Here is a 24,304-nt window from a genome sequence, read left to right on the forward strand (position 1 = left end):
CTTGGTGTCATGAAAGCGCGGCCACCGGTATTTCCCGGCTTGGGCCGCGCGCTCATCGTTCTAGTAAGCGATGCAAACGGACTTCCGCTCCAGGTACATCTCCAGCACGGCGCGGCCGTGCTCGCGGCCGATGCCGGACTGCTTGAATCCGCCGAAAGGCATGTTGGGATCCAGCATGTTGTGCGTGTTCACCCAGACGGTGCCGGCATCGATGCGCGGGATCAGGCCTTGCACGCGGGAGAGATCGTTGCTCCAGAGGCTGGCGCCCAGGCCGTAGGCGCTGTCGTTGGCCAGCCGCACCGCATCGTCCAGCGTATCGAAGGGCTGCGCCACCACGACAGGTCCGAAGATCTCCTCGCGAACGATACGCGCCCCCGGCGGCACGTCCGCGAAAACGGTGGGCTGCACGAAGTAGCCCGAGCCGCTGCCGCTGCCTCCTCCCGCCAGCACCCGTCCGCCTTCGCTGCGTCCAAGGCCGATGTAGTCCATGACGCGTTTCTGGTGGCGGGCCGACACCAGCGGGCCGACCTGGGTGGCGGGGTCGAATCCGGACCCCAGCTTCATGCCGGCGGCCAGATCCGCCAGTCCCTGGACGACCTTGGGATACAGGCCTTTTTGCACATACAGGCGCGAACCCGCCGTGCAAACCTGGCCCTGGTTGAAGAAAATGGCGGCCGCGGCGCCCTGCACCGCGCGGTCGACGTCGCAGTCGTCCAGCACGATCACGGGGGACTTGCCGCCCAGCTCCAGCGAAACCCGCTTCATGTCGTCCATCGCGGCGCGCCCGATGAGCTTGCCGACTTCGGTCGACCCCGTGAATGCGATCTTGTCCACGCCGGGATGCGCAACCAGCGCGGCGCCAGCGGTCTCGCCCCGGCCGGTCACGACGTTGACGACGCCGGGCGGAAAGCCCGCCTCCAGCACCAGCTCGGCCAGGCGCAGCGCCGTCAACGGCGTTTCCTCGGCGGGCTTGAGCACCACGGTGCAGCCCGCCGCCAAGGCGGGCGCGATCTTCCAGATCGCCATCAACAGCGGAAAATTCCACGGAATGATCGCGGCCACCACGCCCACCGCCTGCGGCAAGGTATAGGCGCTGTACCGCACGCCCGGCGGAAACGGTATGGACAGCGACAGGGTGTCGCCCGTGATCTTGGTCGCCCACCCCGCCATGTAGCGCAGCCACTGCGCGCCCGACCCGACTTCCAGGCCCTGCGCCACGCCCAGCAGCTTGCCGTTGTTCAGGGTTTCCAGACGGGCCAGTTCGGTGCCGTGCTGCTCGATCAGGTCGGCCAATTTCAGCAACAGGCGTTCGCGCCCGGCAGGCAGCATGTCACGCCAGGGACCGGATCCGAAGGCGCGCCTGGCGGCCTGCACCGCCAGGTCCACCTGCTGCGGCCCGGCGTCGGGCTGATGGGCGATGACGTCGCCCGTGGCCGGATCATGGACGGCGATGGGCGCGCCTTGTCCTTCGCGCACCGGCTTGCCATCGATGAGCATGGCTTCCCGGATGGCGGCCAGTTCCGGGCGGTCAGAACCGGCGTGGCCGGCGGCGCTTGCGCTTGCTGAAGACATTCGAAGCTCCAACGAAATGGTTGAAGCCAGGATAGCAACGGCCTTCCCGGAAGGCTTGTCGGACCGTGCATGGCGTTTTGTCATTCTGCGCACGGCAAAAAAAAACCCGGCAACGCGCAGCGCGGTGCCGGGCCTGGCGCGGCGCCCTTGTGGGGCCCGCGCATCGCGGACGTCGGATCAGTCCAGCATCAGCACCGTGGCGCCGGTGGTCTTGCGCGCGGCCAGCGCGGTCTGGGCCTCGCCGGCCTGCTCCAGCGTGTAGCGCTGGTCGATGCGGACCTTGATCTTCTTCTTCAGGACCAGGTCGAACAGCTCCTCGGAGGCGGCTTGCAGCTTGGCCAGCGTGTTCACGTGCAGGCCCAGCGACGGGCGCGTCACGTACAGGCAGCCCTTCTGGTTCAGCGTCGCCAGGTTGACGCCAGACACGGGGCCGGACGCATTGCCGAAGCTCACCATCAGGCCGCGCGGCTCGATGCAGTCCAGCGAGGTTTCCCAGGTGTCCTTGCCCACGCCGTCATACACCACCGGCACCTTCTTGCCGCCAGTCAGCTCGAGCACGCGCTCGGCCACGTTCTCGCGCGAGTAGTCGATGGTTTCCCAGGCGCCATTGGCGCGGGCCAGTTCGGCCTTCTCGGGGCTGGAGACGGTGCCGATCAGCTTCACGCCCAGGGCCTTGGCCCATTGGCACGCGATCAGGCCCACGCCGCCTGCGGCCGCGTGGAACAGGATGGTCTCGCCGCCTTGCAGACGGTAGGTCTGGCGGAACAGGTATTGCACCGTCAGGCCCTTGAGCATCAAAGCCGCCGCTTCGTCAAAGCCGATGCCCTTGGGCACCTTGACGACCTGCGCGGCCGGAACGTTGCGCGCCTTGGCGTAGGCGCCGATGGGGCTCTGGCCGTAGGCGACGCGGTCGCCCTTTTTCAGATGCGTGACGTCGGCGCCGACCGCGGTCACGACACCCGCGCCCTCGAAGCCCAGGCCGTGCGGCAACGCGTGGGGATACAAGCCCGTGCGGTAATAGATATCGATGAAGTTCAGGCCGGCGGCGTGCTGCTCGATCGTGACTTCATTGGCGGCGGGCGGAGGCACTTCCACCTCGACCAGCTTCAGGACTTCAGGACCACCGTGCTGCTCGATACGAATTGCCTTGACGAGATTGCTGGCCATGCTGGCCTCCTTTCATTGGAAAAAATGCTAACGAGAGCCTGTCTGCGGCCCCTGAACGAGAAAAACCAGATTCAACGCGATGGCCGGGCCCCGTCCTGCCTGGCGGACGCCAGCCTGCCGGCCCCGCCCCCCATCAGCACGAATACCCCTGCCAGCACCAACGCGGTCCCCGCCATCTGCCACACAGTGATGGGCTCTTGCAGAAACCACGACGCCAGAAACAGCACCGACACCGGCCCGATCATGCCCAGCAGCGACGCGGTGGGCGCGCCGATCAGCGCCACCGCCCACATCAGCATGAACACCGGCACCACGGTATTCAGCGTGGCGTGGATCACCGAATACCCGTAGACCCCGGCAGGCTGGATCAGCATGGACGGGGGATGCACGGCAAAGAACTGGATGATGCAGGCCACGCAAGACACCAGCATGGCATACGCCACCAGGCGCGTCGCCCCCAAGCGCTTGACCAGTTCCCCCGAACAGATCAGGTACACAGAATAGCTTGCGGCCGACCCGAAAACGAACAAAGACCCTAACAGCACCTCGCCGCCGCCGAAGGACAGGTCGTGGGCGAACACCAGCACCACCCCGGCATAGGACAGCGCCATGGCCATCCACTGGCGGCGCTCGACCGCGCGCTTGAACCAGAACGCCGACAGCAACACCACCAGCGAAGGCGACAGGAACAGGATCAGGCGCTCCAGGCTGGCGGTGATGTAGCGCAGCCCCAGAAAGTCCAGGAAGCTGGACAGGTAATAGCCCAGCAGGCCCAGCACGCAGACCTGCGCGCGCTCCTTCCAGGTCATCACGGGGATTTCGCCGCGCGCCGCGCGGCGCGACTGATGCCAGGCCACCGCAGCGAAGAACGGCATGGCGAACAGCATGCGGAAGGCAATGAGGGTGACCGCGTCGATGCCGTAGCGGTAAGTGAACTTCACCACGATGGCCTTGGCCGAGAACAGGACTGCGCCCAGGGTCGCCAGGAAAAAACCGGCGGTGCGGTTGGAAAGGCGGAAGGACGGCGAAAGCTTGGCAAGGCGATTCATGCGATGATTTTATGTTCAGTGCAAAAACACCGCACGCCTTTACCCACGCTTTCTTCGCCATACGCCTGCCTCACGCATGACCCGACACCGCGCCCTCACCTACATCCACGTTGCCGCCGTGCTTTTCGGCCTGACCGGCGTGTTCGGCGAATTGATCCAGGCCAGCGCCGCCGTGATCACGCTGGGCCGGGCCGTCTTCGCGGTGCTCGCGCTGGGGCTGTTCGCCCGCATGCGCCGCAAGCCGCTCCTGGGCGCCCTGACGCCGGCGCAGCTGTTCGTGCTGGTGGTGTCCGGCGCCCTGCTGGCGGGCCACTGGGTCACTTTCTTCATCGCCGTGAAAGTCGGCGGCATCGCCATCGCCACGCTGGGTTTCGCCAGCTTCCCCGCTTTCATCACCTTGTTCGAGGGCCTGCTCTTCCGGGAACGCATCCGTCCGACCGAATGGCTGCTGCTGGGCCTGGTGACTGCAGGCCTGGTGCTGGTCACGCCCGCGTTCGACCTGGCCGACCAGGGCACCATCGGCCTGGCCTGGGGCCTGTTGTCGGGCCTGAGCTTCGCGCTGCTGGCGCTGAGCAACCGCCGTTCGGCCTCGGGCATGGACCCGATGCAGGTGGCCTGCTGGCAGAACCTGATCGTGGCGTTGGTAATGCTGCCCTTCGCCGTATCCCAGTTGCCTGCGCTGCCTGCGCTGGACTGGTTCTGGCTGGCGCTGCTGGGCATTTTCTGCACCGGCTTGTCGCACTATCTGTTCGTGTCCAGCCTGACGCGGCTGAACGCGCGCAGCGCCGGATTGGTCATCGCGCTGGAGCCGGTCTACGCCATCGCCTTCGCGTGGGCGCTATTCAGCCAGGAGCCCACGCCGCGCATGATGGCGGGCGCCGCCCTGATCGTGGCCGCCATCGTCTGGTCGGGCCTGCGCAAGCAGGCGCCCGCCGCACAGCCGGACATCGCGGCGAAAACGCAGCCTTGACAATAACTGACTAGGCAGTAAAATTCGGCGCATATGACTGCTGCGCCTCCCCCTTCTCCGTCCGACGGACCCGTCCATTACCGCGCAGACGCCAGCTGCGTAATGGATGAAAACGCCGGCTTCCTGATCAAACTGGTTTCCAATTCCCTGAACCGGATGCTGGACCAGGAAATGGCCCCGCTGGAACTCACCGCGATGCAATGGCGTCCGGTGCTGCTGGTGTTCCAGGGCCGCGCCGATACGCCCGCTGAACTCGCCAGGCTTACAGGCATGGACACGGGCGCCATGACCCGCGCGTTGGACCGGCTGGAAGCCAAGGGACTGCTGCGCCGCAATCGGTGCCAGACAGACCGCCGCGTCGTCAAGATCGAACTCACCGAGATCGGCGAGGCCAAGGCGCGCGCGATCCCGCCCAATATCGCGCGGGTACTGAATTACCACCTGCGCGGGTTTTCCAGCGACGAAGTCGCGCAGCTCAAGCACCTGCTGCGCCGGATGATCGCCAACGGCTCCGCCTCGTCAGCCCCCCCAAACCGCTAAGGTCCGCCAACGAACCCCGGCTTTCGGGGTTTTATTTGGCATAATGATTGCCTAGGCAAATACAGATCAATCAATTACTTTCAGCAAACAGTCAGGATGAAACGCCTTCTCACTACCGTATTGGTGCTGGCCCTGAGCGGTTGCGCATTGATGGAATCCGGCTCCGAGCCGGTGGCCGCGCTGGACGGCGCCAAGCTGGGGCTCACCAGCCAGGACACCGTCTGGCCCGAAACCCAATGGTGGCAGCGCTACGGCGATCCGCAGCTCAATGCCTTGCTGGACGAGGGCTTGGCCAACAACCCCTCGATGAGCGCGGCGCAAGCGCGCCTGGCCAAGGCCAATGCCGCCGTCGGCATCGCACGCGCCCCGCTGTTGCCCCGGGTGGACGCCAACTACACGCTGACCCGCGAACACCTGTCCAAGGACTACATCTACCCCGCTCCCATGGGCGGCTCGGTCGTCAGCGACAACCGGCTGGCGCTGGACTTCAGCTATGAGCTGGACTTCTGGGGCAAGAACCGGTCGCGCCTGCAAGCGGCCGTATCGCAGCAAGCCGCCGCCGCGGCCGATGCGCAGGCGGCGCGCAATCTGCTGGCCGGCGCCCTGGTCCGCGCCTACCTGAATCTGCAGAACGCCTTTGCCCAGCGTGACGTGCTCAACCGCGTGCTGGCCCAACGCGCCGAGGTGCTGTCACTGACCCAAGGCCGCTACACGGCCGGGCTGGACACCCAGGTGGAAGTCAAACAGGCGGAATCGTCGCTGGCCGCCGGCAAGGTGGAACTGACCCAGACCGACACCACGTTGGCGCAGCTGCGCAATCAGGTCGCCGCGCTGGCCGGGGCCGGTCCGCAACGCGGGCAATCCTTGCAGCCGGTGGCGCTGACCGCTCCCGCCGGCGGCGTGCCCGCCAACGTGCCGCTGGACCTGCTGGGCCATCGCCCCGACGTCACCGCCGCGAAATGGCGCGCCGAAGCCGCCCGCCACGCCATCGACAGCGCCAAGGCCGAGTTCTACCCCAATGTGAACCTGGCGGCGTTCGTCGGCTTCCAGGCCATGGGCACCGGCAATCTGCTGGGCGCGGATGCCCGCATGGCCGGCTTCGGCCCGGCGGTCACGCTGCCGATCTTCCACGGCGGCGAATTGAACGCCAACCTGGCGGGCCGGCGCGCCGACGCCGACCTCGCGGTGTCGGACTACAACCAGACCGTGCTGGACGCCGTGCACCAGGTGGCCGATGCGCTCGACGGCTTGCGCCTGCTGGACCAGGAAAAGGCCCAGCAGCGCCAGGCCCGCGAAGCCATCGACGCCGCCTATGACCTGGCGGTCAAGCGCTACAAGGCCGGCATGGGCAACTACATCTCCGTGCTCATTGCGCAGACCGGCGTGCTGACACAGGCGCGACTGGACACCGATCTGCGCATCCGCGCCTATCAGCTGGACGCCAATCTCGCCAATGCGCTGGGCGGCGGCTACGCCCCCGCGGCCGAGCTGGCCCCCGCCACGAACTCCACCCATTGAACGCTCCCCGGACTCAGACGTCATGACCGCAGCCACTCCCGCCGCCAATCCCGCCCGCAAACGCCTGCTGCTGCTGGCAACCGGCGCCTTCATCCTCATCGCGATCGCTTACGGCATCTGGTGGGCGCTCTTCGGCGCTCATTTCGAGAGCACCGACGACGCCTACGTGCATGGCAACCTGGTGCAGATCACGCCGCAAGTGCCCGGCACGGTCGTGGCCATCGAGGCCGACGACACGGAAACCGTGGCCGCCGGCCAGCCGCTGGTGCGCCTGGACCCGGCCGACACCGACGTGGCCTTGCAGCAGGCCCAGGCCAAACTTGCGCAAACGGTGCGCCAGGTGCGCACCATCTACGTCCAGAACGACGCCCTGGCCGCCGACGTCGACCTGCGCAACGCCGACATCCTGCGCGCCCAGGCCGAACTGACCCGCGCGCAAAGCGACGTCAACCGCCGCCAGCAACTGGCCAAGTCCGGCGGCGTCAGCGGCGAAGAGATCCTGCACGCCGAAGCCGCGCTGAAGTCCGCCCAGTCAGGCCTGGCGCAAGCCCGCGCCGCGCTGGCAGCCTCCCGCGCCAAGCTGGCCACCAACCAGGCGTTGACCCAGGGCACCACGGTCGCCGACCACCCCGACGTGCAGCAGGCCGCAGCCGGCCTGCGCAACGCCTGGCTGGCGCAATCGCGCACCGTGCTGCCCGCTCCGGTGGGTGGCGTGGTGGCCCGGCGCAGCGTGCAGGTCGGCCAGCGCGTCGCGCCCGGTTCGGCCCTGATGACGGTGGTGCCGCTGGACCAGGTGTGGATCGAGGCCAATTTCAAGGAAGGCCAGCTGCGCAAGATGCGCATCGGCCAGCCGGCCAAGATGGTGGCCGACCTGTACGGCAGCTCGGTCACCTACCACGGCACCATCGCCGGCCTGGACGCCGGCACCGGCAGCGCCTTCGCCCTGCTGCCCGCGCAGAACGCCACCGGCAACTGGATCAAGGTGGTGCAACGCGTGCCGGTGCGCATCGCGCTGGACCCCGAGGACCTGAAGAAGCACCCGCTGCGCGTGGGCCTGTCGATGGACGTGGAAGTGGACGTGGGCAAGCAGGAAGGCGAACCGCTGACGCAGGCCGAACGCAAGGAGCCGGCCTGGTCGACGCGCGCCTTCGAGCCGGCCCATGACGAAGTCGACGCCATGATCAGCAAGATCATCGAGGCCAACCTCGCATCATGAGCGCAGCCAAGCAGCCCGCCGCCGCGCCGGCGCCCCCGCCCGGCGCTCACCCGCCGCTGGAAGGCGCGACCCGCATCATCGGGTCCATCGCGCTGTCCACGGCGGTGTTCATGAACGTGCTGGACACGTCCATCGCGAACGTGTCCATCCCGACCATCTCCGGCGATCTGGGCGTCAGCACCAGCCAGGGCACCTGGGTCATCACGTCGTTCGCCGTGGCCAACGCGATCACAGTGCCGCTCACGGGCTGGCTCACGCAGCGCTTTGGACAGGTGCGGCTGTTCCTGATCTCCACCCTGCTGTTCGTGCTGGCGTCATGGCTGTGCGGCTTTGCGCCCTCGCTGGAAGCGCTGATCGCGTTCCGCGTGCTGCAAGGCGCGGTCGCCGGGCCCATGATCCCCCTGTCGCAAGCGCTGATGCTGGCGAGTTTCCCCAAGTCCAAGGCGGGCATGGCGCTGGCGGTCTGGTCCATGACCACGCTGGTGGCGCCCGTCGCCGGGCCCTTGCTGGGCGGCTGGATTTCCGACAACTACACCTGGCCGTGGATCTTCTACATCAACGTGCCGGTGGGCCTGCTGGCCGCCTGGATCAGCTGGCGCATCTATGGCGACCGCGAATCGGTCACGCGCAAGCTGCCGATCGACAAGGTCGGGCTGGCGCTGCTGGTGGTGTGGGTAGGCGCGCTCCAGATCATGCTGGACAAGGGCAAGGAGCTGGACTGGTTCGCCAGCGGCACCATCATCGCGCTGGCCGCCACCGCGTTCGTCGCCTTCGTCTTCTTCCTGATCTGGGAGCTGACCGACGCCCACCCCGTGGTGGATCTGCGCCTGTTCAAGATCCGCAATTTCACGGTCGGCGCGCTGACGCTGGCGGTGGCCTACGGCGTCTTCTTCGGCAACGTGGTGCTGCTGCCGCTATGGCTGCAAAGCAACATGGGCTACACCGCGACCTACGCGGGGCTGGTGACCGCGCCGGTGGGCCTGCTGGCGATCCTGCTGACGCCCATCGTCGGCAAGATGCTGGCCACGCGCGATCCGCGGCAGATCGCGACAGTGGCGTTCCTGATCTTCGCGCTGGTGTGCTTCATGCGTTCCGGCTTCAACACCCAGACCGATGTCCGCACGCTGATGGTGCCGACCATCATCCAGGGCGCGGCCATGGCGACGTTCTTCGTGCCGCTTACGTCGATCACGCTGTCCAGCATCGAGCCGTGGCGCATTCCCGCGGCCTCGGGTCTGTCGAACTTCCTGCGCCTGACCGCGGGCGCGTTCGGCACGTCCATCGCCACCACCCTGTGGGAAAACCGCGCGACCATGCATCACGCGCAGCTCACCGAAGTCGCCAAGCCCGGCCAGCAGGCGTTCGACCAGACCATGGCGACGCTGCAGAACGGGCTGGGCGTGACGCATCAGCAAGCGCTGACGATGGTGGACGGACTGATCAATGCGCAAGCCTTCACGATGTCCGCGGTAGACGTGTTCTACGCCTCCGCGATCATCTTCCTGGCACTCACCGGCCTGGTCTGGTTCGCTCGTCCCCGGTCGGCCAAGGCGGGCGGCGGCGGCGCGGCCGAAGCGGCGGCCGGCGCCCACTGAGGCGCAGCGCCAGGCCCCGGACCGATCTGCGTCCAGGGCCTGGCGGCACAAGAACGCTATTCCTTCAGCAAGACCTGCCAGTCGGCGCGCTCGATGACGTCGGCCGGCAAGGCGCTGGTGGGCGACAGGTTGAACACCGAGATGCCACGAGCGCGCCATTGCGCGGCGGCGAAGCGGAACGACGGCTCAATCAACTGCGAAAACTTGCGCGCTAGCCTGCTCGACTGGCGCGAGGTCCCTTCATCATAAAAGCGCACGCCATTTTGCAACGTCAGATCCAGCCCGTGCGCGTAGACCTTGCGGGCGCCGCTGGACACCAGCACCTGCAAGGCGGCATAGGCCACTGTATCGGCGTCGAACACGCCCAAGGCCACGTTGAAGCTGAAGCCCATGGCCTGTTTTGCGTCCAGCAACTGCACGTCGGGCGAGGCCGCCGCCATGCGCTGGAGCACGGCTGGCGCGGAGATGCGTTGGTAGGCCCGTGCGGAGATCAGTTCAATGACGCAGATGCGGCAGCGGATCGACTCCTGCGGCAAGCCCTGCATGATGTAGCGCAAGACCTCGGGCAAGACGTACAGGGTCAGGTCGCGCGACACGATTTCGCGCACCAGGTCGATACGCTCGCGGACGAAGTTCTGGTCGATGATGCAGTAATACTTGAACGGCAGGTCGAACTTGCGCGTCAGCATGATGGCGCCGTTCACGCCCATCGCCGCCCGGATATCCAGCCGATCATATGGAATCTGCGTGACCGACGGGCCGCTCAGGATCAGATGAACTTCTTTGTCGGCGGAATCGTATCCCTCGGCCAGCGGCGTGACCGGCTGCGACCTGCCAAAAGCTCGAAAACCGCTGATGGCGCCCGACCTGCCCCGCCAGATCCGGACGAAAGGCCATAAATGTTGATTGTGCCTCTGCGTGCGCGACCGTAGCACGCGAAACAGCTTGCGCACGAAACGGTCGGCCCGTCCGCTGCCCACCTGGGCAGCGGAGGAGGAAAAGACGGAATCGTCCATTGACTGGCCTGGGGGCCTTGCCGGCGACTTGCCTCAGCCCGCCGCGATCAGCGCGGCAATCGCGCTGCCGACGTCGGCGGTGGAGGCAGTGCCCTTCATGTCCCGGGTACGCGGACCTTCCGCCAGGACGGTTTCGATGGCCTTGACCACCGCAGCCGAAGCGTCCGGATAGCCAAGGAAGTCCAGCATCAGCGCGCCGCTCCAGATCTGGCCGATCGGGTTGGCGATGCCCTTGCCGTAGATGTCCGGCGCCGAACCATGCACCGGTTCGAACAGGGACGGGAACTTGCGTTCCGGGTTCAGGTTGGCCGAAGGCGCGATGCCGATGGTGCCCGTGCAGGCCGGTCCCAGGTCGGACAGGATGTCGCCGAACAAATTGGAAGCCACCACCACGTCGAACCAGTCGGGATGCTGCACGAAATGCGCGCACAGGATGTCGATGTGGTACTTGTCCCAGCGCACGTCCGGGTACTTCTCGCCCATCTCGGCCACGCGCTCGTCCCACCAGGGCATCGAAATGGAAATGCCATTGGACTTGGTGGCGGCGGTCAGGTGCTTGCCGCGCTTCTGCGCCAGTTCGAAGGCGAACTTGAGGACGCGGTCGGCGCCGATGCGCGTGAAGACGCTTTCCTGGATGACCACTTCGCGTTCGGTGCCCGCGAACAGACGGCCGCCGCTGTTGGAGTATTCACCTTCGGTGTTCTCGCGCACGATGAAGAAATCGATCTCGCCGGGCTGGCGGTCCTTCAGCGGAGAGGGCACGCCAGGCATCAGGCGCACCGGGCGCAGGTTGATGTACTGGTCGAACTCGCGGCGGAACTTGAACAGCGAGCCCCACAGCGCTTCGTGGTCAGGCACCGTGGCGGGCCAGCCGATGGAGCCGAAGAAAATCGCTTCGTGCTGGCCGATCTGCGCCTGCCAGTCGTCCGGCATCATCTTGCCGTGCTTGGCGTAGTAGTCGCAGCTCCAGTCGAAATGGTCCCATTGAAAATCGATGCCGAATCGCGTTGCGACCGCGTCCAGCACCTTCAAGCCCTCAGGCACGACTTCCTTGCCGATGCCGTCTCCAGGAATCACCGCAATCTTGTGTTTCTTTGCCACCACGTCTTCCTTTGTTTTCCTTGGATGCACTATGCGCGCCGCGGGTCTGAGCGGCCACGCGCAGCCTCCATATCATTGCACGGAAATGTTACTCGATACGGCCCCGAATCGGACGCGCCAGCCACTGCTGGCAGGCACGCAGGATCAGGATTTCAACGCCGGCCTTTCGAGCCCAGCAAGGAGCCCAAAATGCCGCGGGTCAGTTCACGCGCGATCGACCGGACCGTGCTCTTGGCCATGGTCTGCACCACGCCGTCGCGCTTGCCGCCGCGCGGCCCCGTCGACCCGAACAAGACCTCGTTCAGGCTGTCCATGAGGCCGCCACCCGATTCCTCGGCAGCGCCCTTGCCTGCGGGCTGCGCGGAACCGTTCCCGGCCGCGCCGGCCTGGTCCGCCGGCTTGGCCGCACGCCCGGCCAGCACTTCATAGGCGGACTCGCGGTCTATGGATTTCTCATACTTCGACGCCAGCGGACTGCCCTGGCGCAACGCCTGCCGCTCCGCGTCGGTCGCCGGGCCGATCCGGCTGGCCGGCGGCACGATGTAGGCGCGTTCGGTCGGCATCGGCCGCCCCTTGGGATCCAGCAAGGAAACCAGCGCCTCGCCCACGCCCAGCTCGGTGATGGCGGCCTCGATGTCCAGCCCCGGATTGGGACGCATCGTCTGGGCCGCCGTCTTCACGGCCTTCTGGTCGCGCGGCGTGAATGCCCGCAAGGCGTGCTGGACGCGGTTGCCCAATTGGCCCAGTACGGTGTCGGGGATGTCCAGCGGGTTCTGCGTCACGAAATAGACGCCCACGCCCTTGGAGCGGACCAGGCGCACCACCTGCTCGATCTTGTTCAACAGCGCGGCGGGCGCATCGTTGAACAGCAGGTGGGCCTCATCGAAGAAAAACACCAGCTTGGGCTGGTCCATGTCGCCGACTTCGGGCAGCTTCTCGTACAGGTCCGCCAGCAGCCACAACAGGAAAATCGCATACAGGCGCGGCGCCTGCATCAGCTTGTCCGCGGCCAGCACGTTGACCATGCCGCGGCCCTGCGCATCCGTGCGCATCAGGTCGGCCACGTCGAGCATGGGTTCGCCGAAGAATTTCTCCGCACCCTGCGATTCCAGCGCCAGCAAGCCGCGCTGGATGGCGCCGATGCTGGCGGAAGACACATTACCGTAACGTGTCTTCAGCTCCGAAGCGCGGTCGGCGACGTTCTGCAGCATGGCACGCAGATCCTTCAGGTCCAGCAGCAACTGGCCTTCGTCGTCGGCGACCTTGAAGACCAGCGTCAGCACGCCTTCCTGCGTGTCGTTCAATTCCAGGATGCGGGACAGCAGCAGCGGCCCCATGTCCGACACCGTGGCGCGCACCGGCAACCCCTGCTCGCCGAACACGTCCCACAGGGTGACGGGGCTGGCCGCCCAGGCCGGTTCGTTCAGGCCCAGGTTCTTCAGGCGTTCCAGCAGCTTGGGAGTCGCGGCGCCGGCCTGGGAAATGCCGGTCAGGTCGCCCTTGACGTCGGCCATGAACACCGGCGTGCCGATACGGGAGAAGGATTCGGCCAAAACCTGCAAGGTGACGGTCTTGCCGGTGCCCGTGGCCCCCGTGATGCAGCCGTGGCGGTTTGCCAGGGCGGGTAGCAGCGCCAATTCGGTCTGTGCATTCTTGGCGATGACGATGGGGTTGGGCATGTGCAGCTCTCCGGACCAGGGAATCAGATGGATGCCCAAGTGTAGAGCCTGCCGCGCCGCTTGTGCGCGTGGCAATATGGACACATGCGGTCCGCCCCCGGGCGCGCCGGGCGCTGGCACGGTAAAATGCCATTTTTGCAGACAAATTACCCTGGGAAGCCATGGCCGGACACAGCAAATGGGCCAATATTCAGCACCGCAAAGGGCGCCAAGACGCCAAGCGCGGAAAGCTCTGGACCAAGATCATTCGTGAAATCACCGTGGCGGCGCGTGCCGGCGGCCCTGACCCGGACAGCAACCCGCGCCTGCGCATGGCCTGGGACAAGGCCACCGACGCCAACATGCCCAAGGACAACATCCAGCGCGCCATCCAGCGCGGCGCGGGCGGCGCCGACGGCGAGGCCTACGAAGAAGTCCGCTACGAAGGCTATGGCATCGGCGGCGCAGCCGTCATCGTCGACTGCATGACAGACAACCGCACCCGCACCGTCGCCGAAGTGCGCCACGCCTTCGCCAAGAACGGCGGCAACCTGGGCCAGGAAGGCTCGGTCGCCTTCATGTTCAAGCATTGCGGCCAATTCGTCTTCGCCCCCGGAACCTCGGAAGACAAGGTCATGGAAACCGCCCTCGAAGCCGGCGCGGAAGACGTGACGACCGACGAGGAAGGCGTGATCGAAGTGGTCTGCGCCCCGGCTGACTACGCCGCCGTGCGCGGCGCCTTCGACGCCGCCGGTCTGAAGGCCGAAGTGGACGGCATCGTCATGAAAGCCCTGAACGAGACCGAACTCGCCGGGGAAGACGCCATCAAGATGCAGAAACTGCTCGACGCCCTGGAAGGCCTGGACGACGTGCAGGAAGTCTATACGAACGTCGTTTTCGACGAAGCGCAGTAACTCCATTACCCCGGCGCCGGGCGGGCCTTGCCTGCCCGGCGCCACGCTGTCACCGGATCCGGGTCCGCCTGGATCCTGGCCTACTCCACGGGCTGGCGCCTTGCGGCGCTCGACTGGCAACCTAAAGAACCTCGCAACATGAAACTCCTGGTAATTGGCTCTGGCGGCCGAGAACACGCCCTCGCCTGGCGGCTGGCCCGCTCCCCGCGCGTCCACAAGGTATACGTCGCTCCCGGCAACGGCGGCACGCAACGCGCCGAACAGATCGAGAACGTCCCGTTCACCAATGCCGAGGAATTGGCCGATTTCGTGCAACGCGAAGGCGTCGCCCTGACCGTCGTCGGCCCTGAAGCCCCCCTGGCCGCTGGCGTCGTCGACGTGTTCCGCACCCGCGGCCTGAAGATCTTCGGCCCCACCAAGGCCGCAGCGCAGCTGGAAAGCTCGAAGGACTACGCCAAGGCCTTCATGGTCCGGCACAACATCCCGACCGCCCGCTACGAAACCTTCACCGATCCGGCCAAGGCGCACGCCTACATCGACCAGGAAGGCGCTCCCATCGTGATCAAGGCCGATGGCCTGGCCGCCGGCAAGGGCGTGGTGGTCGCCGCCACGCTGGAAGAGGCGCATGCCGCCGTGGACGCCATGCTGGGCGACGGCTCCATGGGCGCCGCTGGCGCGCGCGTCGTCATCGAGGAATGCCTGGTGGGCGAAGAAGCCAGCTTCATCGTCATGTGCGACGGCCGCAACGTGCTGGCCCTGGCCACCAGCCAGGACCACAAGCGCCTGCAGGACGGCGACCAGGGTCCCAATACCGGCGGCATGGGCGCGTATTCGCCCGCGCCCATCGTCACCCCGGAACTGCACCACCGCATCATGCGCGAAATCATCCTGCCGACCGTGCAGGGCATGACGCGCGATGGCATCCCGTACACGGGCTTCCTGTACGCCGGCCTGATGATCGCCCCGGGCGACGACCCCGACCGCGAGATCAAGACCCTGGAATTCAACTGCCGCATGGGCGATCCTGAAACCCAGCCCATCATGATGCGCGTCAAGAGCGACCTGCTGGACGCCCTGGAGCATGCCGTCGACGGCACGCTCGACCAGGCCGACATCACCTGGGACCGCCGCACCGCCCTGGGCGCCGTGCTGGCCGCGCACAACTACCCCAACACGCCGCGCACCGGCGACGTCATCCGCGGCCTGCCCGCCGACGCCGAGGACTGCATGGTGTTCCACGCCGCCACCAAGCTCGACGGCGACGAAGTCAAGACCACCGGCGGCCGCGTGCTGTGCGTCACGGCGCTGGGCGACTCCGTCAAGATGGCCCGCGACCGCGTCTACGAAGCGATCGACGGCATCCACTTCGACGGCCGCCAGTATCGCAGCGACATCGGCTGGCGCGCGCTCAAGCCTTCGCAGCAGAAGTCCAAGCCCAACGCCTAGCCGGAACCGTCGATGAACGCCTTGCCCGTCTCTTCCGTCCGGGACTACCTCACCGGCTTGCAGGCCCGCATCGTCGGCGCCCTGGAAGCCGCCGAGGGCGCGGCCTTCCGTACCGACGAATGGGTCCGCCCTGAGGGCGGCGGCGGGCTGTCGCGCCTGCTGGAAGGCGGCTCGCTGTTCGAACGGGCCGGCGTGCTGTTCAGCCATGTCCAGGGCAGCAAGCTGCCGCCCTCGGCCAGCGCGCACCGCCCGGAACTGGCCGGCCGGTCCTGGGAAGCCATGGGCGTGTCCATGGTGCTGCACCCGCGCAATCCCTACGTGCCCACCACGCACATGAACGTGCGCATGTTCCTGGCGGCAGCCCGGCCCGGCCACGACGAGGCCGACGTCTTCTGGTTCGGCGGCGGCATCGACCTGACGCCCTACTATCCCTACGAGGAAGACGCCCGCCATTTCCACGCCACCTGCCGCGATGCCCTGGCCGGCCATGGCGCCGACTACTACCCGCGCTACAAGCGCTGGTGCGATGAGTACTTCTTCCTAAAACACCGCAATGAAACGCGCGGCGTGGGCGGCATCTTCTATGACGACCTGAACGCTCCCGGCTTTGACGCCTCGTTCGCGCTGACCCGATCGGTGGGCGACGCCTTCCTGCCGGCCTACATGCCGATCGTGGAACGCCGCCGCGACCAGGCCTACGGCGAGCGCGAGCGCGATTTCCAGGCCTACCGCCGCGGCCGCTATGTGGAATTCAACCTGGTCTTCGACCGCGGCACGCTGTTCGGCCTGCAGTCCGGCGGACGTACCGAGTCGATCTTGCTGTCCATGCCGCCGCAGGCGCAGTGGCGCTACGACTGGCAGCCCGAGGCAGGCACGCCCGAGGCCGAATTGGCCGCCTACCTCAAACCGCGGGACTGGGTTTGAAGCGCATCGGCCTGCTGGGCGGCAGTTTCGACCCCGTCCACGTCGCGCACATCGCCCTGGCGCAGAATGCCTTGCAGACGTTGGGCCTGGCCGAGGTGCAGCTCATCCCCGCGGCCAATCCCTGGCAACGCGCAGCGTTGCACGCCACGGCCGAACAACGCCGCGACATGCTGCAACTGGCCATCGCCGGCCATGCGGGTCTGGTGGTCAATCCCATCGAAATCGACCGCGGCGGCGCGACCTACACCATCGACACGCTGCGCGCCCTGCCCCAGGACGCGCGCTACGTCTGGCTGCTGGGCACCGACCAGTTGGCGAATTTCTGCACCTGGCGCGACTGGCAGGACATCGCCAGCCTGGTGGACCTGGCCGTGGCCACCCGCCCGGGCACGGCGCTCAGCGCCCCGCCGGCGCTGGCCGAACACCTGCGCGGCCAGGGACGCGAACTGCAGGAACTGCCTTTTGCTCCCATGCCGGTTTCGGCCTCGCAGATCCGCCAGCGCCTGGCGCAAGGCGAATCCACCGAAGGCCTGCTTGCCGCTCCGGTGGCCGCGTATATTGCGGCGCACCATCTTTACCGATAAACCTACACCCGCGGTGCGCTGAAAGCGCCACGGGGCCAGCATCCGCTGTCCGCCCGCGGGTTATATTTACTGACTATGGATATACAAAAACTCCAACGCGCCGTCATCGACGCCCTCGAAGACGTCAAGGCGCAAGACATCAAGGTCTACAACACCACGCATCTGACCAGCCTGTTCGATCGCGTCGTGATTGCAAGCGCCACCTCCAACCGCCAGACCCGCGCCCTCGCTTCCAGCGTGGCGGATCGCGGCCGTGCGCTCGATCTCTCCGGCATCACCATCGAAGGCGAAGACACGGGCGAATGGGTCGTGGTCGACCTGGGCGACGTGGTCGTGCACATCATGCAGCCCGCCATCCGCCAGTACTACAACCTGGAAGAGATCTGGGGCGGCAAGCCGGTGCGCGTGAAGCTCCTGCCCGAGTCCACCCGCCCCGCGCCGGTCGCCAACGACGGCGCGCACGACGCCGAGTACTGAGCGCGCCGTGAAGCTGATCGTCGTGGCCGTGGGCACGCGCATGCCGGACTGGGTGCAAACCGCCTGGGACGACTACGCCAAGCGCCTGCCGGCCGACTGCGCGCTGGAACTGCGCGAAATCAAGCCTGAACCCCGCACCACCGGCAAGACGCCCGCCCAGATGATGGCGGCGGAAGCCAAGCGGATCGACGCCGCCCTGCCCGCCAGCGTCTTGCGCCTGGCGCTGGACGAACGCGGACGCGACCTCACCACCATGGCGTTGTCGCAGAAGCTGGAACAATGGCGCGCCGGCGGTCAGGATGTTGCTTTCCTCGTCGGCGGCCCGGACGGGCTGGATGCCGACCTGAAGGCATCCTGTTCCGGCCAATTGCGCCTGTCCTCGCTGACGCTGCCGCACCCCATGGTGCGCGTGGTGCTGGCCGAACAGCTCTACCGGGCCTGGGCCATCATGACCAATCATCCCTACCACCGCGCCTGACCGCTGGCCGGGCCGGCGCCCATCCTGCTGACGCATGACCGACACCGCAACCTCCGCGCGCCTCTACCTTGCCTCCGCCAGTCCCCGGCGGCGCGAGCTGCTGACCCAGGTCGGCCTGGCCCACGAAGTCCTGCTCGTACCTGCCCCGCCGGGCGAGGACGAACCCCAACATCCCGGCGAAAGCGCCGCCGACTATGTCCAGCGCACTGCGCGCGACAAGGCCCTGCGCGGACGCGACTGGATGCTCAGCCAGGACCTGCCGCAACTGCCGCTGCTGGCCGCCGACACCACGGTTATCCTGGCGGGCGCAGTACTGGGCAAACCGGCCGACCGCGACGACGCCATGCGCATTCTGCGCGCGCTGTCCGGCTCCGCCCACGAAGTACACACCGCCGTCGCCGTCTGGACTGGAAACCAGTTGCTGGAGGCCGTGTCCATCACCGAGGTCCGCATGCGCGCGCTGACGGATGAGGAACTCGGCCGCTACTGCGACAGCGGCGAGCCCTACGGCAAGGCGGGCGCCTATGGCATCCAGGGCCTGGCGGGCACGTTCGTTTCGCATATCGCCGGCAGCTATACCGGCGTGATGGGCCTGCCCTTGTTCGAAACTGCAAACCTGTTGCGCGCGGCAGGGATACAGATGCCCTGAAAACCGCGGCCTCCGGTCGAAAAAAATCCCCCGAGACCGTCGAGGTCCGGGGGATTTTTTTTCCGGCGGGCAGTCCTTCTTGCCGGGGCTTACAGCTGCATCAATAGTTGCGGCCGCCTGCAGGCAGCCGCGGATCTACGCTGTTTCAGCCATGCTGCAGCGGCTGGCCCATGGGTACGCCGCCAGCCCTCGGCGCTTCCTGAACCGGAGCCGTGGCAGGCACGGGCACGGGCGTGGGCTGAAGCTCGCCCTCGAGCGCGGCATGCAGCTGCTCCTTATCCAGCTCCCCTTCCCAGCGCGCCACGACCACGGCGGCAGTCGCGTTGCCGACCAGGTTGGTCAGCGCGCGGCATTCCGACATGAAGCGGTCCACGCCCAGGATCAGCGCCATGCCGGCGACCGGGACGGAAGGCACCACCGACAGGGTTGCGGCCAGGGTGATGAAGCCTGCCCCGGTCACGCCCGCCGCGCCCTTGGAGCTCAGCATCGCCACCAGCAGCAGCAGGATCTGGTCGCCCAGCGACAGCGGAATATCGCAAGCCTGCGCGATGAACAGCGCCGCCATCGTCATGTAGATGTTGGTGCCGTCCAGGTTGAACGAGTAGCCGGTGGGCACGACCAACCCGACCACCGACTTCGAGCAGCCGGCGCGTTCCATCTTCTGCATCAGCGTGGGCAACGCGGCTTCGGACGAACTGGTGCCCAGCACCAGCAGCAGCTCTTCGCGGATGTAGCGCACCAGCTTCAGGATCGAAAAGCCGTTGTAGCGCGCCACCAGGCCCAGCACCACGACCACGAACAGCACCGAGGTTGCGTAAAACGTACCCACCAGCATCGCCAGGTTGATGACGGACTTGATGCCGTACTTGCCGATGGTGAAGGCCATCGCGCCAAACGCGCCGATGGGCGCGGCCTTCATCAGGATGGCGACCAGCTTGAAGACGGGCTGTGCCAGGGCAGTCATGAAGTTCAGTATCGGCTGGCCGCGTTCACCCACCATGGCCAGCGAAATGCCGAACAACACCGCCACGAACAGCACCTGTAGAATGTCGCCGCCCACGAACGGACTGAAGATCGTGGTCGGAATCACGTTCATCAGGAAGCCCGTGATGGTCGAGTCATGCGCCTTGGCCACGTAGCCCGAGACCGCCTTCTCGTCCAGCGTCTTGGGGTCGATATGCATGCCGGCGCCCGGCTGGACGATATGGCTGACGATCATGCCTACGATCAACGCAAGCGTGGAGAACACCAGGAAGTACAGCATGGCCTTGCCCGCCACGCGGCCGACCTTCTTCAGGTCGCTCATCGCCGCGATGCCGGTGGCCACGGTCAGGAAGATCACCGGCGCGATGATCATCTTCACCAGCTTGATGAAGGCGTCGCCCAGCGGTTGCATCTGCTGGCCGAGCTCGGGCTTGAACGCGCCCAGCAGCACGCCCACCACGATGGCGAAAATCACCTGCACATAGAGGATTTGATAGAACTTGAGCTTGCGCGCGGGCGCGACTTGATCCACGTCGATCATTGGGATTGTCCCCACCAAGGCCCCTTGCTCCGGGCGGTTCAGCGCGGGCGTTGGGGCGTTATCTGTTTTCTGGCAAGCGCGTATCGCCGCAAGCCGATTTCACCCCGCAGGCAACGCCGCCGGGCTTGGCTTTACTAATGCAAGAGGCGTGCCAACATCGGCAGACCTTCCTCTTGCGCTCCAAACCCTTGATCAAAAAAGGAATTTTTCTTCTCTCAGCGTACTGGCCCGGCCTCTATTGGCGGAATTTCACACAAAAAAGATATAGAATGTGCGAAAAACCGCACACCCCATGTCGACCCACTCCTCTCCCCGCGATGCCCGACCCGGCGTGGACCAGGCCAGAAAGCCGCGGCGCCCACGGAACACGCCTGTCTGGCCTTGGCCCTGGAAGGCCATCGCCATCCTGCTGGGTGTCGCGGTCGTCTATGGCGTACTGCACGCCGCCACGCTCTGGGCGCGCGACGGCGCGCTGAAGAATGCCGGGGAGCAGGCACGTGTGGCAGCCCAGCTCAACGCGGCATTGCTGCGCAACAACCTGGACAAATTCAGGGCGCTGCCCTTTGTCCTGACGCGCGATGTCGACGTGCGCGCGGCGCTGCAGGGAGGCTCGCATGTGCAGATCGAATCCCTGGACGACAAGCTCGATACGTTGAGCCGCGGCGTCGGCGCATCCGCCATCTATGTGCTGGACAAGAAGGGCCTTGCGATCGCTGCCAGCAACTGGCGTGAACCCGCCACGTTTGTCGGCGTGGACTACCAGTTTCGGCCCTATTTCCAGGGATCGGTAGCCCATGGCTCGGCCGAACACTTCGCTTTGGGCACGATCAGCCACGAAGCCGGGCTGTACTTGTCGCGACGCGTGGATGACGTCAACGGCGCCATGCTGGGCGTGGTCGTGCTGAAAGTGGATTTCCGGGACCTGGAGGCCGACTGGCGCCAATCGGTTTCGCCCATTTTCGTCACGGACGAGCATGGCGTAGTGCTATTGGGCAGTATCTCCGACTGGCGTTTCGATGTGCTGGCTCCGCTCACCCCAGACTTGGCCCGGGCCTTGCGCAGCAGCCTGCAATTCGGCGACGCGCCCTTTTTCCCGCTACCCTTGCGGCCGCAGCTACAAGCCATCAGCCACGGCCAGCTGGTGCGCGCCGACGTAACCCTGCCACAGATCCCCGCAGGCGCGCCGCTGGTGCATACGACGTTACCCATTGTCGAGTCCCCAGGTTGGACACTGCATCTGTTGTCGCCCGTGCAGACGGCCATCAACCAGGCTACCGCCAACGCCCAGCTGGGCGCGCTGCTTGCGCAGTGCGCGCTAGCCGCCTTGGTCGGCATCGTTCTCTTTCGCCGCCACCGCAACCGTGAGCGTGCCGAGCAGCAGGCCGCCATCCACGAACAGCTGGCCTCCCTGGTCGATGAACGCACGGCTCAGCTGCTGCAAGTCAACGAACAACTGGTCGATGAGATGGACGAGCGCCAACGCACCGCCGCCCGTTTGCACACCATGCAAGAAGAACTGGTCCAGGCCAGCAAGCTCGCCCTGCTGGGACAGGTGGCAGCCGGCGTGGCGCACGAGATCAACCAGCCTGTCGCGGCCATACGCGCCTATGCGGACAACGCCGCCGAGTTCCTGCGCAGGCAAGATGAAGGCTCGGCGCAGGAAAACCTGGGTACCATCGCCGCGTTGACGGAGCGGATCGGCCACATCACCGGAGAATTGCGCGCCTTTTCGCGCAAGGCCGACACGTCCATCGGTCCCGCGAACCTGAAGGATTGTCTGGAGGGCGCGCTGTTGCTGGTTGCGCCGCGCGCGCGGCGCCAGGGCATCGTCCTGCAACGTCCGCCCGCGGGTCAGAATTACCGGGTGCTGGCCAATCGCATACGGCTGGAACAGGTGCTGGTGAATCTGCTGCAAAACGCGATGGAAGCGCTGGAAGGCCGGCCCGACGGCCGCATCGTCGTGGCGCTGCAGGACCTGGGCGCGACCGTGCAGGTCTACGTCAGCGACAACGGTCCCGGCCTGTCGGCCGAGGCGCGGGCGCACCTGTTTACTCCCTTCTATACGACCAAGGCCGAAGGACTCGGACTGGGGCTGGTCATCTGCCGCGACATCGTCACCGAATTCGGTGGCGACCTGATCGCCGCCGGCCCGGCCGATCCCGTCTTTCCCGCTCCGCATGCCCCGGGCTGCGGAGCCATGTTCATCCTGACGTTGCGCAAGGCGTCTGGCCAGCAAAACGCTACCGAGCTACACCATGAACCGCGCTCCTGAATTTCCGCCAGCCGCGCCGGCATCCATCGACGGCAGCCAGCGCCAGCCGTTTTTGCCGCGTGCGATATTCATCGACGACGACGACGAACTGCTGCGCGCCAATACGCAGACGCTGAAGCTGCACGGCATCGCCGTGGACGCGCATGCCAGCGCACGCTCTGCCCTGCCCACACTAACGCGCGATTTCGACGGCGTGGTCGTCAGCGATATACGCATGCCCGACATGGACGGCCTGCAACTCTTCCAGCGCTTGCGGGAAATAGACCCCGACATCCCCGTCATTCTGATCACCGGCCATGGCGACATCGCCACGGCCGTGCAATGCATGCGCGACGGCGCCTATGACTTCCTGGCCAAACCCTATGCCGCCGACAGGCTGATCACCGCCATCATGCACGCCGCGGAAAAGCGCCATCTCGTGCTGGAAAACCGCCGGCTGCGCGAAGCCGCGTTCGCCGTCCAGGCCGACGAGGTGCCTTTCATCGGCACGACGCCGGCCATGCAGCGCATCAAGCAAACGCTGCGGCATATCGCGGATGCCGACGTGGACGTACTGGTCGAAGGCGAGACCGGAACCGGCAAGGAAGTCGTTGCCACCGCCTTGCATCGCCTGAGCCGCCGCAGGCACCGCGCGCTGGTCGCGATCAACTGCGGCGCCCTGCCTGAAAGCGTCATCGAAAGCGAGCTCTTCGGGCACGAGCCCGGCGCCTTCACCGGCGCTCAAAAGAAGCGTATCGGCCGGATCGAGCATGCCAGCGGCGGTACGCTATTCCTGGACGAGATCGAAAGCATGCCGCTGGCGGTGCAGGTCAAGCTGCTGCGCGTGCTCGAATCTCGCCAGATCACTCCTCTGGGCAGCAACGAAGTGCGCAATCTGGACCTGCGCGTGGTCGCCGCCACCAAGGAAGACCTGGGCAGTCCAGCCATACGCGCCAAGTTTCGCGAAGACCTGTTCTACCGCCTCAATGTGGTCACCATCCGGATTCCGCCGCTGCGTGAACGCCGCGAGGACATTCCGCTGCTGTTCGCCCACTACCTCGGGCACGCATCGCGCCGCTTCCAGCGCGACATCCCGGAAATGCCGGCGTCCATCAAACAACATCTCATGACGCACGACTGGCCCGGCAACGTGCGTGAACTTGCGCATTTCGCCGAGCGGGTCGTGCTTGGCGTGCTGAATATCCCTGCCCAGCCAACCGCCGTGGCCCAAGACGCCGCGTCAAGCCTGCCGGAACGGATGGAGCGCTTCGAAGCACAGCTCATCCGCGAGGCACTCCAGGCGCACCAAGGCGACATCAAGGCCACCCTGGAGTCCCTGGGCATTCCGCGCAAGACCTTCTATGACAAGCTGCAGCGCCACGGCATAGACCGCCAGCAATACACGCAGCAGTAGGCCGTTCAGCGCCCAGATTGCCGGCAGTAAAACAAAACCCCTCGCAGGATATTCCTGCGAGGGGTTTTTCATTGGAATTGCGGCTGGTGGTATCGCACGAAAGATCCCGAGCGCAATACATTCGGTCGCCACAAAGACAAAACCCCACAGGGGTTACCTGTGGGGTTCTGCGGAATAAAAGCTTGACGATGACCTACTTTCACAGACGTCCGTCCACTATCATCGGCGCAAAGTCGTTTC

Annotated in this window: 21 protein-coding genes; 14 read left to right on the forward strand and 7 right to left on the reverse strand. The window is 66.1% G+C overall.

The window, feature by feature from the left end; genetic code table 11:
* Positions 1-60 precede the first annotated feature (60 nt).
* The 3 genes from styD to HV793_RS29940 form a co-directional block, all read right to left on the reverse strand.
* Positions 61-1,572 (reverse strand): phenylacetaldehyde dehydrogenase StyD, encoded by a 1,512-nt coding sequence (gene styD / locus HV793_RS29930; RefSeq protein WP_175164230.1) that lies wholly within the window; start codon positions 1,570-1,572, stop codon positions 61-63.
* Between the two features lie 177 nt (positions 1,573-1,749).
* Positions 1,750-2,739 (reverse strand): quinone oxidoreductase family protein, encoded by a 990-nt coding sequence (locus HV793_RS29935; RefSeq protein WP_054458742.1) that lies wholly within the window; start codon positions 2,737-2,739, stop codon positions 1,750-1,752.
* Between the two features lie 71 nt (positions 2,740-2,810).
* Entirely contained in the window at positions 2,811-3,788 is a 978-nt protein-coding gene (locus tag HV793_RS29940; RefSeq protein ID WP_054458743.1) for a DMT family transporter, read from the reverse strand.
* A gap of 76 nt (positions 3,789-3,864) precedes the next feature.
* Here HV793_RS29940 and HV793_RS29945 point away from each other — a divergent pair, with 76 nt between their 5' ends.
* From HV793_RS29945 to HV793_RS29965, 5 genes are all read left to right on the forward strand, one after another.
* Positions 3,865-4,758, forward strand: coding sequence for a DMT family transporter (locus HV793_RS29945; RefSeq protein ID WP_054458744.1), 894 nt, complete (start codon positions 3,865-3,867; stop codon positions 4,756-4,758).
* 33 nt (positions 4,759-4,791) lie between these two features.
* The gene (locus HV793_RS29950) at positions 4,792-5,298 is read left to right on the forward strand and encodes a MarR family winged helix-turn-helix transcriptional regulator (RefSeq protein WP_054458746.1); all 507 of its coding nucleotides are present in this window, start codon (positions 4,792-4,794) and stop codon (positions 5,296-5,298) included.
* 96 nt (positions 5,299-5,394) lie between these two features.
* Complete coding sequence (locus HV793_RS29955) at positions 5,395-6,816, forward strand: efflux transporter outer membrane subunit (RefSeq protein ID WP_175214399.1); 1,422 nt, start codon at positions 5,395-5,397, stop codon at positions 6,814-6,816.
* Between the two features lie 22 nt (positions 6,817-6,838).
* Positions 6,839-8,032: an HlyD family secretion protein gene (locus HV793_RS29960; protein ID WP_119451017.1), complete on the forward strand. Its 1,194-nt coding sequence runs from the start codon at positions 6,839-6,841 to the stop codon at positions 8,030-8,032.
* Positions 8,029-9,627 carry a DHA2 family efflux MFS transporter permease subunit gene (locus tag HV793_RS29965; RefSeq protein ID WP_054458751.1) on the forward strand — a complete coding sequence of 533 codons (1,599 nt, stop codon included), beginning with the start codon at positions 8,029-8,031 and terminating at the stop codon, positions 9,625-9,627. Before HV793_RS29960 ends, HV793_RS29965 begins: the two co-directional genes overlap by 4 nt.
* A gap of 56 nt (positions 9,628-9,683) precedes the next feature.
* On the opposite strand, the gene HV793_RS29970 is transcribed toward HV793_RS29965, so the two are convergent.
* The 3 genes from HV793_RS29970 to HV793_RS29980 all read right to left on the reverse strand — a co-directional run bounded on the left by HV793_RS29970 (position 9,684) and on the right by HV793_RS29980 (position 13,423).
* A complete protein-coding gene (locus HV793_RS29970; protein WP_244958709.1) occupies positions 9,684-10,331 on the reverse strand; it encodes a WaaZ-like lipopolysaccharide core biosynthesis protein in 648 nt (215 codons plus the stop codon).
* A gap of 345 nt (positions 10,332-10,676) precedes the next feature.
* Positions 10,677-11,744, reverse strand: a complete 1,068-nt coding sequence (locus HV793_RS29975) for a tartrate dehydrogenase (RefSeq protein ID WP_054458781.1) — start codon at positions 11,742-11,744, stop codon at positions 10,677-10,679.
* A 152-nt stretch (positions 11,745-11,896) separates the two neighbouring features.
* Positions 11,897-13,423 carry a helicase HerA-like C-terminal domain-containing protein gene (locus tag HV793_RS29980; protein ID WP_054458783.1) on the reverse strand — a complete coding sequence of 509 codons (1,527 nt, stop codon included), beginning with the start codon at positions 13,421-13,423 and terminating at the stop codon, positions 11,897-11,899.
* 161 nt (positions 13,424-13,584) lie between these two features.
* Here HV793_RS29980 and HV793_RS29985 point away from each other — a divergent pair, with 161 nt between their 5' ends.
* The 7 genes from HV793_RS29985 to HV793_RS30015 all read left to right on the forward strand — a co-directional run bounded on the left by HV793_RS29985 (position 13,585) and on the right by HV793_RS30015 (position 18,874).
* Complete coding sequence (locus tag HV793_RS29985) at positions 13,585-14,316, forward strand: YebC/PmpR family DNA-binding transcriptional regulator (RefSeq protein WP_054458755.1); 732 nt, start codon at positions 13,585-13,587, stop codon at positions 14,314-14,316.
* A gap of 138 nt (positions 14,317-14,454) precedes the next feature.
* Entirely contained in the window at positions 14,455-15,762 is a 1,308-nt protein-coding gene (purD, locus tag HV793_RS29990) for a phosphoribosylamine--glycine ligase (protein ID WP_175214401.1), read from the forward strand.
* A gap of 12 nt (positions 15,763-15,774) precedes the next feature.
* Positions 15,775-16,686 carry an oxygen-dependent coproporphyrinogen oxidase gene (hemF, locus tag HV793_RS29995; protein ID WP_175214402.1) on the forward strand — a complete coding sequence of 304 codons (912 nt, stop codon included), beginning with the start codon at positions 15,775-15,777 and terminating at the stop codon, positions 16,684-16,686.
* Positions 16,683-17,270, forward strand: coding sequence for a nicotinate (nicotinamide) nucleotide adenylyltransferase (gene nadD / locus HV793_RS30000; protein ID WP_054458761.1), 588 nt, complete (start codon positions 16,683-16,685; stop codon positions 17,268-17,270). Before hemF ends, nadD begins: the two co-directional genes overlap by 4 nt.
* A gap of 75 nt (positions 17,271-17,345) precedes the next feature.
* Complete coding sequence (rsfS, locus tag HV793_RS30005) at positions 17,346-17,747, forward strand: ribosome silencing factor (RefSeq protein ID WP_013392761.1); 402 nt, start codon at positions 17,346-17,348, stop codon at positions 17,745-17,747.
* 7 nt (positions 17,748-17,754) lie between these two features.
* Positions 17,755-18,225: a 23S rRNA (pseudouridine(1915)-N(3))-methyltransferase RlmH gene (gene rlmH / locus HV793_RS30010; protein ID WP_175164216.1), complete on the forward strand. Its 471-nt coding sequence runs from the start codon at positions 17,755-17,757 to the stop codon at positions 18,223-18,225.
* Between the two features lie 34 nt (positions 18,226-18,259).
* Complete coding sequence (locus HV793_RS30015) at positions 18,260-18,874, forward strand: Maf family protein (protein WP_175214403.1); 615 nt, start codon at positions 18,260-18,262, stop codon at positions 18,872-18,874.
* A 145-nt stretch (positions 18,875-19,019) separates the two neighbouring features.
* Here the strand turns inward: HV793_RS30015 and HV793_RS30020 are convergent, their stop codons facing one another.
* Positions 19,020-20,399, reverse strand: coding sequence for a dicarboxylate/amino acid:cation symporter (locus tag HV793_RS30020; protein ID WP_175214404.1), 1,380 nt, complete (start codon positions 20,397-20,399; stop codon positions 19,020-19,022).
* Between the two features lie 292 nt (positions 20,400-20,691).
* On the opposite strand from HV793_RS30020, the gene HV793_RS30025 reads away from it, so the two are divergent.
* A complete protein-coding gene (locus HV793_RS30025; protein ID WP_175182340.1) occupies positions 20,692-22,671 on the forward strand; it encodes a sensor histidine kinase in 1,980 nt (659 codons plus the stop codon).
* Complete coding sequence (locus HV793_RS30030) at positions 22,655-24,064, forward strand: sigma-54-dependent transcriptional regulator (protein ID WP_244958710.1); 1,410 nt, start codon at positions 22,655-22,657, stop codon at positions 24,062-24,064. Before HV793_RS30025 ends, HV793_RS30030 begins: the two co-directional genes overlap by 17 nt.
* Positions 24,065-24,304: the final 240 nt, after the last annotated feature.

It is taken from the genome of Achromobacter aegrifaciens (genome assembly GCF_902859965.1).
GTDB classification, from domain to species: Bacteria; Pseudomonadota; Gammaproteobacteria; order Burkholderiales; family Burkholderiaceae_B; genus Achromobacter; species Achromobacter aegrifaciens.

What these genes read in the sequence shown, in the direction of transcription:
- styD (WP_175164230.1), bottom strand. Translation starts at nt 1,572, where the DNA reads ATGTCTTCAGCAAGCGCAAGCGCCGCCGGCCACGCCGGTTCTGACCGC.
- HV793_RS29935 (WP_054458742.1), bottom strand. Translation starts at nt 2,739, where the DNA reads ATGGCCAGCAATCTCGTCAAGGCAATTCGTATCGAGCAGCACGGTGGT.
- HV793_RS29940 (WP_054458743.1), bottom strand. Translation starts at nt 3,788, where the DNA reads ATGAATCGCCTTGCCAAGCTTTCGCCGTCCTTCCGCCTTTCCAACCGC.
- HV793_RS29945 (WP_054458744.1), top strand. Translation starts at nt 3,865, where the DNA reads ATGACCCGACACCGCGCCCTCACCTACATCCACGTTGCCGCCGTGCTT.
- HV793_RS29950 (WP_054458746.1), top strand. Translation starts at nt 4,792, where the DNA reads ATGACTGCTGCGCCTCCCCCTTCTCCGTCCGACGGACCCGTCCATTAC.
- HV793_RS29955 (WP_175214399.1), top strand. Translation starts at nt 5,395, where the DNA reads ATGAAACGCCTTCTCACTACCGTATTGGTGCTGGCCCTGAGCGGTTGC.
- HV793_RS29960 (WP_119451017.1), top strand. Translation starts at nt 6,839, where the DNA reads ATGACCGCAGCCACTCCCGCCGCCAATCCCGCCCGCAAACGCCTGCTG.
- HV793_RS29965 (WP_054458751.1), top strand. Translation starts at nt 8,029, where the DNA reads ATGAGCGCAGCCAAGCAGCCCGCCGCCGCGCCGGCGCCCCCGCCCGGC.
- HV793_RS29980 (WP_054458783.1), bottom strand. Translation starts at nt 13,423, where the DNA reads ATGCCCAACCCCATCGTCATCGCCAAGAATGCACAGACCGAATTGGCG.
- HV793_RS29985 (WP_054458755.1), top strand. Translation starts at nt 13,585, where the DNA reads ATGGCCGGACACAGCAAATGGGCCAATATTCAGCACCGCAAAGGGCGC.
- purD (WP_175214401.1), top strand. Translation starts at nt 14,455, where the DNA reads ATGAAACTCCTGGTAATTGGCTCTGGCGGCCGAGAACACGCCCTCGCC.
- hemF (WP_175214402.1), top strand. Translation starts at nt 15,775, where the DNA reads ATGAACGCCTTGCCCGTCTCTTCCGTCCGGGACTACCTCACCGGCTTG.
- rsfS (WP_013392761.1), top strand. Translation starts at nt 17,346, where the DNA reads ATGGATATACAAAAACTCCAACGCGCCGTCATCGACGCCCTCGAAGAC.
- HV793_RS30015 (WP_175214403.1), top strand. Translation starts at nt 18,260, where the DNA reads ATGACCGACACCGCAACCTCCGCGCGCCTCTACCTTGCCTCCGCCAGT.
- HV793_RS30020 (WP_175214404.1), bottom strand. Translation starts at nt 20,399, where the DNA reads ATGATCGACGTGGATCAAGTCGCGCCCGCGCGCAAGCTCAAGTTCTAT.
- HV793_RS30025 (WP_175182340.1), top strand. Translation starts at nt 20,692, where the DNA reads ATGTCGACCCACTCCTCTCCCCGCGATGCCCGACCCGGCGTGGACCAG.
- HV793_RS30030 (WP_244958710.1), top strand. Translation starts at nt 22,655, where the DNA reads ATGAACCGCGCTCCTGAATTTCCGCCAGCCGCGCCGGCATCCATCGAC.